9 protein-coding genes are annotated in these 11462 nt (G+C 63.0%); 6 read left to right on the forward strand and 3 right to left on the reverse strand.

All coding sequences use genetic code 11. From position 1 onward, the window contains the following. Positions 1 to 11: 11 nt before the first annotated feature. A complete protein-coding gene (locus EYW45_RS18240; RefSeq protein ID WP_161137105.1) occupies positions 12 to 548 on the forward strand; it encodes an SCO family protein in 537 nt (178 codons plus the stop codon). Between the two features lie 260 nt (positions 549 to 808). Continuing rightward, positions 809 to 1060 carry a GlsB/YeaQ/YmgE family stress response membrane protein gene (locus tag EYW45_RS18245; RefSeq protein ID WP_161136836.1) on the forward strand — a complete coding sequence of 84 codons (252 nt, stop codon included), beginning with the start codon at positions 809 to 811 and terminating at the stop codon, positions 1058 to 1060. A 272-nt stretch (positions 1061 to 1332) separates the two neighbouring features. Here the strand turns inward: EYW45_RS18245 and EYW45_RS18250 are convergent, their stop codons facing one another. Together EYW45_RS18250 and EYW45_RS18255 are read right to left on the reverse strand one after the other, a co-directional pair. Further along, on the reverse strand, positions 1333 to 2718 hold the full coding sequence (locus tag EYW45_RS18250) for a dihydrolipoyl dehydrogenase (protein ID WP_161136837.1): 1386 nt from the start codon (positions 2716 to 2718) through the stop codon (positions 1333 to 1335). Positions 2719 to 2950: 232 nt separating this feature from the next. Further along, on the reverse strand, positions 2951 to 3160 hold the full coding sequence (locus EYW45_RS18255; protein ID WP_161136838.1) for a heavy-metal-associated domain-containing protein: 210 nt from the start codon (positions 3158 to 3160) through the stop codon (positions 2951 to 2953). Between the two features lie 374 nt (positions 3161 to 3534). On the opposite strand from EYW45_RS18255, the gene EYW45_RS18260 reads away from it, so the two are divergent. Together EYW45_RS18260 and cueR are read left to right on the forward strand one after the other, a co-directional pair. Continuing rightward, positions 3535 to 5859, forward strand: coding sequence for a heavy metal translocating P-type ATPase (locus EYW45_RS18260; RefSeq protein ID WP_161136839.1), 2325 nt, complete (start codon positions 3535 to 3537; stop codon positions 5857 to 5859). 45 nt (positions 5860 to 5904) lie between these two features. Continuing rightward, on the forward strand, positions 5905 to 6309 hold the full coding sequence (gene cueR, locus EYW45_RS18265) for a Cu(I)-responsive transcriptional regulator (protein ID WP_161136840.1): 405 nt from the start codon (positions 5905 to 5907) through the stop codon (positions 6307 to 6309). Here the strand turns inward: cueR and EYW45_RS18270 are convergent. After that, a complete protein-coding gene (locus tag EYW45_RS18270; protein ID WP_161136841.1) occupies positions 6266 to 6865 on the reverse strand; it encodes a nitroreductase family protein in 600 nt (199 codons plus the stop codon). The two genes, cueR and EYW45_RS18270, sit on opposite strands and share 44 nt — an antisense overlap. Before the next feature lie 415 nt (positions 6866 to 7280). Between EYW45_RS18270 and EYW45_RS18275 the strand changes: the two genes are divergently transcribed. Beyond that, entirely contained in the window at positions 7281 to 9437 is a 2157-nt protein-coding gene (locus EYW45_RS18275) for a hydantoinase/oxoprolinase family protein (RefSeq protein WP_328703648.1), read from the forward strand. Then, entirely contained in the window at positions 9434 to 11425 is a 1992-nt protein-coding gene (locus tag EYW45_RS18280) for a hydantoinase B/oxoprolinase family protein (protein WP_161136842.1), read from the forward strand. Before EYW45_RS18275 ends, EYW45_RS18280 begins: the two co-directional genes overlap by 4 nt. The last annotated feature ends 37 nt before the right edge of the window (positions 11426 to 11462 follow it).

Here is an 11462-nt window from a genome sequence, read left to right on the forward strand (position 1 = left end):
GCGATCGGTCGATGAACTGGTCGCTGTACAACGTTCAGGGCCATCTGCCGGATCTATCCTTTTCCTTGAAAGGCGCCGGCGATACAACCGTGACGCAAGAGGCGTTCGACAACAAGACCGTGTTGCTGTTCTTCGGCTATGCGAGTTGCCCGGACGTGTGCCCAACGACGATGGCGCAATTGACTGAAGTGTTGCGGCGTCTTGGTGACGACGCACGCGACGTGCGGATTCTCTTCGTGAGCGTGGATCCGCATCGGGACACGCCGGATGTGCTGCAAACCTACGTAAACGCGTTCAATCGCAACGCCGTGGGTCTTACCGGTGACGAGCGCGAGGTAGCCAACCTCGCCCGCCGCTATCGCGTGGCCTATCAAATCGAAAAACCCAAGCCCGGTGCGACCGCCGAACAATACGACGTCACGCACAGCCGCGGCGTCTACATTTTCGACAAGCATGGCAAGGCACGACTACTGGCTTCCGATAGCGATCAAATCGAGGTCGTCACCCACGATCTCAAGCAACTGCTCGATATCACGCGCGGAAGTTGAGGCGCACTCAAGGCAAGACTCATGGCTTGAGAGCCGTTCGCGTGCGTGTGAAAGGTCACGGATTCCTGCGGAGCATCCACATCGACGCCGCTACGCCAAACAAATAATTCAAAGCGCGATTAAGTCAGGCCCGCTACATGCTTAACAGCGTGCGGCAATTTTGCCACGGTGTACCGGTTGTTACACCGACGTCGCGTGTGATCGCTAAGATCAGATTGAGCACATCCGACGGCTCGTCAATTATTCAAGGAGCGTTTCGCATGGACATCATCATCATGATCATCGTGGGCTTTATCGTCGGGTTGATTGCCCGCGCGATCATGCCGGGCACACAAAGCATGGGATTCATCTTGACCACTGTCCTCGGTGTCGTGGGCGCTGTGGTGGCGGGCTTTCTGGGCCGCACCTTGGGCTGGTACGGATCGGGCGAACCGGTGGGCTGGATTGCCTCGGTGGTGGGCGCCATCATCGTGTTGTTCATCGTGAGCATGTTCACGAAGAAACGCGCTTAATCACGCTCCTGCTTCGATGAAAACGGCACCTCTGATCGAGGTGCCGTTTTTTTTGGCGCCGGCTGCCGAAGAGGCCTGTCCGTTAAGCCGCTCCCTTAAACCTCTCCCTTAAGCCTGTCCGTCAAAGCTGTTCGTTGAGCCTACCCTTTACGCTCATCTTTAAAGCGCATCGTCTGAGCTCATCCCTTAAGCCTATCCGATCAGCCGAACCGTTACGGCGAGTCCGTTACTGTGAATGGAACCTTCTCGGTTGCGACCTCCCGTCATGCCTGTCAGCCCAGTTTGGCGGCCGCATCACGCAACGCCGTTCGCAGGCCTTCCTGCAATGTCGGGTGGTAAAACGGCAACGCGCGGAGGTCGTCAAGGGTAAGCGACTGTTGCACACTCCAGGCCAGCATGTGCGCCAGATGCTCCGCACCTGGGCATACCATCTCAGCACCCAGCAACTTGCCATTCGACCGATCGGCATACACGCGCAACATGCCTTTGTTTTCGAGCATGATGCGGGCGCGTCCCTGATCGGAAAAGTCGACCTCGCCCGTGACGAAGGCGCCTGCAGCAAGCTTATCGAATGGCGTGCCGACGATTGCCACCTGCGGCGATGAGAACGTCATGGCAAGCATCGCGAATCGGTCGTGCGCTTGCACATCAGGAAACCGTGCAGCATTGCCGCCAGCAATGCTGCCTTCGGCGGCAGCCTCATGCAACACGGGCGCGCTGGCATCGCAATCGCCCGCGATGAAGATCGACGAGTCGCCGCATTGCTTTGTGTGGGCGTTCGACTTCGGCACACCTTTCTCGTCCAGGTGCAGCGTGGTGCGAGCAAGCGCCAATCCTTCCAGATTGGGCCCGCGGCCCGTTGCTACCAATACGTAATCGAACCGTTCGACGCAACGCTTGCCATCGAGATCCGTGAAAGTGATTTCGACCTCGTCGCCGTCGCGCGTCAAGCTGTCGATAGCGGCATCGGTGTCGAGATAAAATTCGTCCTGAAAGGCATCGCTTGCCGCGCGCTTGACCGCCGGATCGCCGATACCGGCCAGTACGCCACCCTTACCGAAGATCCTTATGGTGACGTCCAGGCGATGCAGTGCCTGGCCCAGTTCCAAACCGATGTTGCCGGGGCCGAACACGGCGACGCGACGCGGCAGAGTATCCCAGTCGAATATCTCATCGCTGACGACGACGCGGTCCCCGAGCCCGTCGAACATGTCGGGAACCGAGGCCTTACCACCCGTGGCAATCACGACTGCGCGCGCTGTGACACGATGATCGTCACCGACCAGCAGGTGATGGTCGTCCTCGAACCGCGCCCAGCCATGCAGTTTGAGGGCGTCAGGAATTTCCGCCATATCCTTCAGCACACCATCCACAAAATGATCGCGCTCGCGTTTCACGCGTGCCATGACGGCGCGCCCATCCACCCGCACGACATCCGTCGTCACGCCAAACGGCGCAGTCGAACGCGCGCTGTGAGCGGCGTTGGCTGCGGCTATCAGCAGCTTGGACGGCATGCAGCCAACGCGTGCGCACATCGTCCCATAAGGTCCACCTTCCACGAGCAGCACCCGATCGGTGCGCTTTCTCGCCGCTGAAAAGGCAGCCAGCCCGGCGGTGCCTGCACCGATTACGACAACGTCCGCTTCCATTTGCTTCATTACTCATCCTTGTTTTGTCTCTGCGTCGATGTTGAATCTGGTGTGCTATGGCGAGCACACGCATCACATTGACTTATTCGTCGAAAGCGGCGGTCGGTCATCGACTACATACCGACATGGCTGATATGCACCGCTTCAATGCACACTACAGCCCGGCTTTAATGCGCTACCGCCGCTTCGCCCTCGCCTCACGCACGGGTCCGGACGCGAGTGCGCCACATCGGCGCCGGCCTCACTTCAGAGCCGGGGCGGATGGCGTGTAGCCGGCTTCTCGAATGGCGGCGTCGATCTTCGCGTGCTCATCGGTTCCCGTGACGGAAACATGATGCGTGGCCAGATCGACTTCCACGCTTGCATCGGGATCGACGGAATTCACGGCTTTCGTGATCGCGGCCACGCAATGGCCGCAGGACATATCGGGAACCACAAAACTCAATGACATCTGAATCTCCTAAACAACAACATTCCAATTGAACTGCAAGACGCGCCGTCCGTTCACCATAAGACGCACCGTCCGATCACCATAAGACTTGCCTCGATGGGAAGGTCAAGCGTCGTACGCTTAGGCGATCGGCTGGCGCAGCCAACTCGACGAGGCGCAGCGCGCTGAGCGAGACGTGGCATGGCACCCACTCTCTCGGCGTCAGTCCGCCGCTTTCCGATCCAGCCTCGGTTCTGCACGCGCCCTGCAACCCTTCGACTCCGCTCGCCCACCCTCGTTCAAGACGTGCGCATTGCTCGGATCAGTCTAGCGCTTGACCTTGCCATAATGGGAAGGTTGATACTACGCTCATCCTTTAACGCGACAACTCCATCATGACTCCGGCTGCCACGCTTCCTACATTCGAGTTCGCCATCGGCGGCATGACGTGCACCAATTGCGCCCGGCGCGTCGAAAAAGCGTTGGCGTCGGTGTCCGGCGTGGCGACCGCGACGGTTAACCCCGCCACCGAACGTGCTCGAGTCCAACTGAACACCGGCGGCGAACCGCCCGACGCCGCCACGCTCATTGCCGCCGTCACGCACGCCGGCTACGACGCACGTCTGGTCGAGTCAGCGGCCGATCGCAAGCGCGTGCGCGCTGAACATGCTGAAGACAGCAAGCGGCAGACCCGTTCTTTCATGTTGGCGCTCGTGCTCACCCTCCCTGTTTTCGCGCTGGAAATGGGCGCGCACATGGTTCCAGGTGTGCATCATTGGATCGCGATGCATATCGGCGAAACCCGCAATCAATGGGTGCAGGCAATTTTGACGACGCTTGTGCTGTTCGGGCCGGGTCGTGGCTTTTTTGTGCATGGCATACGGTCGCTGTGGCAACGCTCGCCGGATATGAACGCGCTCGTGGCGCTGGGTGCTGGAAGCGCCTGGGTGTATTCGATGGTCGTCATGCTGGCGCCCTCGATCATGCCGCCGGCTGCGGCTCATGTGTATTTCGAAGCCGCGGCAATGATCGTGACGCTGATCCTGCTCGGGCGCTTGCTGGAAGCGCGTGCCCGCGGCAAAACGGGTGCCGCGATCGCCAAGCTCGCCGCCCTCCAGCCGCAATCGGCGCGCGTCCGCCGCGATGGCGCGGTGGTCGATGTGGACATTGACGACATCGTGGTCGGCGATGTGCTGATCGTGCGACCGGGCGAACGGTTTGCGGTCGACGGCGTCGTGAGCGAAGGCCGTTCTTACGTCGATGAATCGATGATGACCGGCGAACCCGCGCCTGTTGCCAAAAGCGCCGGCGATCGGGTCACGGGCGGCACGGTCAATGGTCAGGGTAGCCTGGCGGTCGCCGTCGCGCAGGTTGGTGAAGACACCGCGCTGGCCGGCATCATTCGCATGGTCGAGACGGCTCAGGGCGCGCGCCTGCCGATCCAGGCGAGGGTCGACCGCGTCACGGCATGGTTCGTTCCGGCCATGATCTCGGCCGCGTTGGTGACCTTTGCGGTGTGGCTGATCGTGGGGCCCGCGCCGGCGCTCAGTCATGCACTGGTGAATGCGGTCGCCGTGATGATCGTGGCCTGCCCCTGCGCGATGGGCCTGGCCACCCCGACGTCCATTATGGTGGGCACCGGCCGGGCGGCGGCATTCGGCGTGCTATTTCGTCAAGGCGATGCGCTGCAGCGCCTGCGCGACGTCACACTCGTGGCGTTCGACAAGACGGGCACGCTCACGGTGGGACACCCCGTGATGACGGATTTCGTGGTGGTTGGCCCCGCCGATCGGGTTGCAACGCTTAGGGATCTCGCGGCGCTGCAGAGCGTCTCGGAACATCCCGTCGCCCAGGCCGTGGTGGATGCGGCACGCGGTGAAGGGCTGGCCTGGTCCACGCCTTCGGACGTTCAGGCAATCACGGGCGCCGGCATCTCGGGTACGGTTGCGGACCGGCATTGGGTTGCAGGATCCATGCGATTGATGCGCGAGCGTGGCATAGACCTCGGCGAGGAGGCGGCACGCCTGACGGACTGGGCACGCGCCGGCAAGACGCCGGTGTGTGTGACGGTTGACGGCGTGTTGGTCGCGGTGCTGGCCGTGGCCGACCCGCTGAAGGCCGGTGCTGCCGAGGCAATCGAGGCGCTCCACGCCCAGGGCATACAGGTCGCGATGATCACCGGCGACCACGAAGGCACAGCGCACGCCGTGGCGCAGCAATTGGGCATCGATATCGTGCACGCCGAGGTTTTGCCTGACGGCAAGGTGGCTGCACTCGCTGCTCTGCGCACCACGGCGGCGCAACGCCCAACGCCTCGCCGTGACGGCCCGCCAGTGCTCGCATTTGTGGGCGACGGCATCAACGATGCGCCGGCCCTTGCCGCAGCCGATGTCGGGATTGCGATCGGCAGCGGCACGGATGTGGCGATCGAATCGGCCACCGTCGTGTTGATGGGCGAGGATATCCGCGGGGTTTCGACCGCCATCGCCATCAGTCGCGCCACGCTGCGCAACATTCACCAGAATCTATTCTGGGCGTTTGCCTACAACGCGGCGTTGGTGCCGCTGGCGGCCGGCGCCCTGTATCCCGCCTTTGGGATCTTGCTCTCACCGGTGTATGCCGCAGCAGCGATGGCGCTTTCCAGCGTATTCGTGGTGAGCAATGCGCTACGACTCAAGCGATTCGTGCCGCCTGCACAATACGTTCGCACAGGCGCATGACGATCGCGACCGCGCCTTGAAACCCACACCTTGCGGAGTACCTACATGAACATTGGCAGCGCTGCCACCTCGAGCGGCATCTCGGCAAAGATGATCCGCTATTACGAGAGCATTGGCCTGATCGGCGAAGCCACCCGCACGGAAAGCGGGTATCGGCAATACAGCGAGCGCGACGTGCACACCCTGCGGTTCATCCGGCATGCCCGCGACCTGGGATTCTCGGTCGAACAGATGAGCGATCTGCTGGCGCTATGGCGCGATCGCAGCCGAGCGAGCAGCGAGGTCAAAGCCATCGCGCTTACGCACGTGGCGGCGCTGGAAGCAAAAGCGGCCACCCTATATGAGATGGCCGCCACCTTGAAGCATCTGGCCGACACCTGCCATGGTGACGACCGACCCGACTGCCCTATTCTAGCGGCGCTGTCTCGTGCGGCCCCGTCCACTCCTTGAAGAACTTCTTATATGGGGTGCGCTCTATCGGCTTGAGCTCGTGCACGAGCGTGCCCACCGCGAGAAATCCCAGAAACTTATAGTCGAGCGCATCGAAGCCGAGGGCGTCCTGCACGTCCTCGACGTACGTCCCCAGACCCGTGCTCCAGAACGCACCGTAGCCCAAGGCGTGGGCTGCGTTGAGCATATTCATGACTGAAGCGCCCACGGCCAGCAGACGCTCAGACTCGGGAATCTTCGTGTTGTCGTGATCCATGTGCTGGGCGATGGCGATCAATACCGGCACGTCATCGATCCAGGCACGTACAGATTTCTCTTTGTCGGGCGTCATGCGCTTGTCGCCACTGCGTTTGACGGCTTCCATCATCATGTCGGCAAATCGCGTCCGGGCATCGCCTCGGATCACTGCATATCGCCAGGGCTGCAGCCCGCCATGATCCGGCGCGCAGACCGCAGCCTGCATGATGCGCTTCAGATCCTTCGGCTTGGGGCCAGGCGCGCAAACCGCCTTCGTCGAGCGGCGCGTCAACAAGGTTTCGATGGTGGGTGACGTCATGCTGCCTCGTCTGTCGTTGATGTGATCAATTCGAAATCGTATACCGATCGGGTAAACCCTGTTGGAAAGTCATTAGCGCGGTCCCGGGTATGGCTGACGTCTGACCGTAGCGTGCCGCCAAAAACCATATACCGCAGCGCAGCATCACGATGAGCCGATATGCAATTGGATACAGGATGTTTGTGACGATTCCGATATCTTTATTGCTGATCCGACGCTTTCACAAATCCGAAATACCGATAGGAAATAAGCAAACAACCAAGCGAACTTAGGGATTTCGCCCCGGCTTTCCTAAAATCCCTTCCTTTCGCAAGCCTGACGACGTTACGTCGTCGCCGTCGAACCTGTGTTCGATCGAAGCGGCGCAGGCTTACGTTGCAATGCAAACCGGGCTTAGGCTCACCAGGAGTATGCAGTGGCATCCGCGACCATGACGCAGGGCGCGCGTATCGGGATCGATGTGGGCGGCACCTTTACCGACTTCGTTCTGTTCGACCCGCGTCGCAACGGTTTTTTCTATCATAAGCAGCCCAGTACACCGAGCGATCCCGCTCAGGCCGTGCAACACGGACTCTCCGCCCTGCTTGCCAAAAGCGGGCTCGCTGCAGGCGACGTGGCCATGCTTCTGCATGGCACGACAATCGGGCTGAACGCCATCATTCAACGCCGCGGCGCACGCGTCGGATTGATTGTCACGGAAGGATTTCGCGACATCCTGGAAATTGCCCGCGCCCGTATGCCCTCTTCATTCGACTTTCATGCCACGCGTGAAGCACCCTTTTTGCCGCGCGACCGCGTGCTGGAAATCGGTGCGCGCTTCGACCCCCGCGGCACCGTCACGCGCTGGCCGCAAGACGCCGAACTCGATCGCGTCGCATACGAACTCGATGCGATGCAGGTCGATGCCGCGGCCCTGGTACTGATCAACGGCTATGCGAATCCGCAACAAGAAGGCGAACTTGCGGACGCGCTCCAGCGCCGTCTCCCCGGCATTGCGGTGCTGTCGGCCGCCCGCACCTGGCCCGAGATTCGCGAGTACGAACGCACACTCGTCGCCGGGCTCAATGCGTATATCCAGCCGCTGATGCAGCGCTATTTCGAACGTCTCCAGACCTTGACGGGCGAGATCGGCATTGCTGCGCCGATCCTGGTCACCGCATCCAATGGCGGTTCGCTCTCGTTGGCCTCGGCGCTGGCGCGTCCGATCGACACGGTGCTGTCCGGGCCCGCCGCGGGCGTCGTGGCGGCGACCCGCTTGTCCAACGATTGCGGCGAGCCGCGCATCATCAGCTTCGACATGGGCGGCACGAGCAGCGACATCGCCGTGTCGGTGGGCGGCTTCGCCGAAATCGCCACCCGCACCGAGATCGGCGGCCTGCCGCTCGTGCTTCCCGTCGTCGGCGTTTCAGCCATCGGCGCCGGCGGCGGCTCCAAGGTATGGGCCGACGAACACGGCGTGCTCAAGGTGGGCCCCGAAAGCGCGGGCGCCGATCCCGGCCCGGCCGCCTATGGCCGCGGTGGCGAGGATGCCACCATCACCGACTGCTATCTCGCCACCGGCATCCTCGATTCAGCTGCCTTTCTGGGCGGCGATATGCCCTTGCGCGGCGATCTGGCGCGTGCAGCACTCGATCGCGTGGCCCGGCGTCTGCAATTCGACGATGCGGATGCCGGCGTGCGCGTGGCCAGCGGCGCACTCGCCGTGGCCACCGCGCAGATGGCCTCAGAGCTGCATAAATCCCTGGCGCAGCGCGGCCTCGATCCGGCGGAATTCGCGCTGGTGCCGTTCGGCGGCGCAGGCCCGACGCACGCCAATTTCCTGGCCGAAGATGCGGGCCTGAACCGTATCGTCGTCCCTGCCAAGCCAGGCACGTTTTGCGCCCTGGGCGCAGCCACTGCGGATCTGCGACGCGATTTTGTGCGCAGTCTGCGCGTGCCGCTCAACGAGGCGACCGTGTCGGCCTTGAATGCGGCGCTCGGTGCCTTGAACGATGAGGCACGCATCTGGCTCGATGAACAAGGCGATGCGTTGACCGAGTCGACGGCGATCTTTCGCGCGGCCGACATGCGTTATGCCGGCCAAGCCTACGAACTCAAATCGGCCTTGCCCGAATCGCTGCCGTCGCCGCTTACCGTGGCGGCGGTCACCGAAGCGTTTCATGCGGAGCATGAACGCATCTACGGGTTTCGCGACGAACACGCACCCGTCGAACTCGGCACCGTGCGGCTCGCGATCGTGGGCCGGATGCCGGGCGTGGGAAAAACGTACTTGGCCGCGGGCAGCGGCATGCCCACGCCCAAAGCGCATCGCATGGTCTACTTGAACGGCAATTGGACCGAGGCCGCCGTCTTTGCGCGCGCGGCGCTCGAGGCCGGCGACCGCTTTGCAGGACCGGCGATTGTCGAGCAGGAAGACACCACCATCCTGGTGCTCACCGGTTGGCATGCGCACACCGACGACCAAGGTAATTTGCATCTGGCGCGCACTCCGCTGAGTGCCGACCCTGACTCGGTGCCGGGCGCGACATCGTCCAGCACCCGACCGCAAGCCCACGCAGAAGGCGGCGTATGAAACTCGATCCCGTCACACTCGAAATCCTCGGCAACAAGGTCACGGCCTTGACCGAAGAAATGTGTCTCACGCTGCAACGCACAGGGCGTACGCTTTATGTGAAGGAAACGGCCGACTTCGCTTGCGCGCTGGCGGGTCTGGACGGCCGGTTCTTCGCCTATCCGCGCGGCATCGGCGTGTCGGGCTTCGTGGGTCTGGATTGCAAGACGACGATCGACGCCGTGGGCGCATTGGAACCGGGCGACGTCATCCTGACCAACGATCCTTATCGCTCGCGCGGCCTGGCCACTCACCTGCCGGATCTGCAGGTGATCGAGCCGTACTTCCATGACGGGAAAATCGTGGCGTACGGCTGGGCGTTTTTGCATGCGTCCGATGTAGGCGGCAAAGTGCCCAGTAGCATCTCGCCGACCAACAGCGATATCTTTCAGGAAGGCCTGCAGATCCCGCCGCTGAAACTCATGCGGGCCGGCACGATGAATGCCGACGTGGCGCTGCTATTTCAAGCCAATAGCCGCACGCCCGACGCCAATATGGGCGATCTGCGCGCCATGCTGGCGGCACTCGCCGCAGGCCGCCGCCGCGTGGCGCAGACGATCGCGCAGCATGGCGCCGCCGCGTGGCTGGCCGCGCAACAAGACCTCGTGGCGTACGCCGGCCGTCGCGCCGCCGCGGTCCTGCGTCAGGTCCCGAACGGTACCTATCGCTTCAGCGATTATCTCGACGACGAGGCCGGCCAAGGCCTGCCGGTAAGACTCGCGCTGGCAGTCACGCTTGACGATGGCGCCATCCATCTGGACTTCACCGGCACCGACCCGCAAGTCGCCGCTGCCATCAACATCCCCAGTCATGGCCAGCCGCACGCCTGGCTCACGTTGCGCATTCTGTCGCTCGTGTGCACGCTCGATAAAAGCGTGCCGCTCAACGCCGGCTTGCTGCGGCCGATCTCCGTGACGGCGCCGGAAGGCTCGCTCGTCAATCCCACTGCACCCGCTGCCGTTGGCGTGCGCCACGCCGCCGCCGTGCGGGTGAACGACACGCTAAATGGCGTGCTGGGACAGGCGCTCACGCAGACGATGCCGGCGGCCAGCGGCGGCACGATCATCCCGGTGGTGGTCGCTGAGCCTGCGCGCCACGGCGGCGGCCAAAACGTGCAGGTGATCGAACCGATGGTGGGCGGCACGGGTGCGCGGTGGGGTCGCGACGGGGCCGACGGCCGCGATAGCAGCATTTCGAATCTGGCCAATAACCCGGTCGAAACCGTGGAAGCGGAAACCGGCGTCGAGATCGAACATTACGGCTTGCGCCCCGACTCGGGCGGTGCGGGTCAATGGCGTGGCGGATGCGGGCAGGAAATTCGCTTTCGCATCCTGCACGACGACACGCTTGTGCTGGCGCGCGGCATGGAGCGCCTCAAGTTTCGTCCCTGGGGGGCTCACGGTGGGCGTCCGGGTCGTTCGGCGCAACTCCTGCTCAACCCAGGCACGCCGCACGCTCGCGAGCTCGGCAAGATCGACACGTTATCGGTGGTTGCCGGCGATGTGATTGCCTTGTTTACCCCGGGCGGCGGCGGGTGGGGCTCGCCGCACGATCGCGACCCGCAAGCCGTGCTGCTCGACATCGCACGCGGCCTGATCACGGCGGATAGTGCGCGGCGCGATTACGGCGTGGCCACGGTCGACGGCACACTCGATGCGGATGCCACGGCGAAGTTGCGCGCCACCGCGCCGGCAGGATCCGAGCGCGGCCCGGAACGCGACGCCTGGGATGCCGTGTTTGCCCCTGATGTGCTCGACCGCTTCAATGCTGCGCTCTATGCGCTGCCAGCCGCGACGCGCGCGCGGCGCCGCAGCCGAGCCTATGCTGAGGTGCTGGCCCTGTTGCCCGACGATTTTCCCCGCCGCGGCGCGGATGCCGATGCGATCGCAGCCGCGCGCACGCAATTGAACGCCGCCATCGACATGCTTTCCGAAACCTCTACCGCCTGACATGCAGGCCTGAAATGCAGACTTGAAGCACAGAGCT

This window comes from Schauerella aestuarii, assembly GCF_009866805.1.
Lineage (GTDB): Bacteria > Pseudomonadota > Gammaproteobacteria > Burkholderiales > Burkholderiaceae_B > Schauerella > Schauerella aestuarii.

What these genes read in the sequence shown, in the direction of transcription:
- EYW45_RS18260 (WP_161136839.1), top strand. Translation starts at nt 3,535, where the DNA reads ATGACTCCGGCTGCCACGCTTCCTACATTCGAGTTCGCCATCGGCGGC.
- EYW45_RS18280 (WP_161136842.1), top strand. Translation starts at nt 9,434, where the DNA reads ATGAAACTCGATCCCGTCACACTCGAAATCCTCGGCAACAAGGTCACG.
- EYW45_RS18250 (WP_161136837.1), bottom strand. Translation starts at nt 2,718, where the DNA reads ATGAAGCAAATGGAAGCGGACGTTGTCGTAATCGGTGCAGGCACCGCC.
- EYW45_RS18245 (WP_161136836.1), top strand. Translation starts at nt 809, where the DNA reads ATGGACATCATCATCATGATCATCGTGGGCTTTATCGTCGGGTTGATT.
- EYW45_RS18255 (WP_161136838.1), bottom strand. Translation starts at nt 3,160, where the DNA reads ATGTCATTGAGTTTTGTGGTTCCCGATATGTCCTGCGGCCATTGCGTG.
- cueR (WP_161136840.1), top strand. Translation starts at nt 5,905, where the DNA reads ATGAACATTGGCAGCGCTGCCACCTCGAGCGGCATCTCGGCAAAGATG.
- EYW45_RS18240 (WP_161137105.1), top strand. Translation starts at nt 12, where the DNA reads ATGAACTGGTCGCTGTACAACGTTCAGGGCCATCTGCCGGATCTATCC.
- EYW45_RS18270 (WP_161136841.1), bottom strand. Translation starts at nt 6,865, where the DNA reads ATGACGTCACCCACCATCGAAACCTTGTTGACGCGCCGCTCGACGAAG.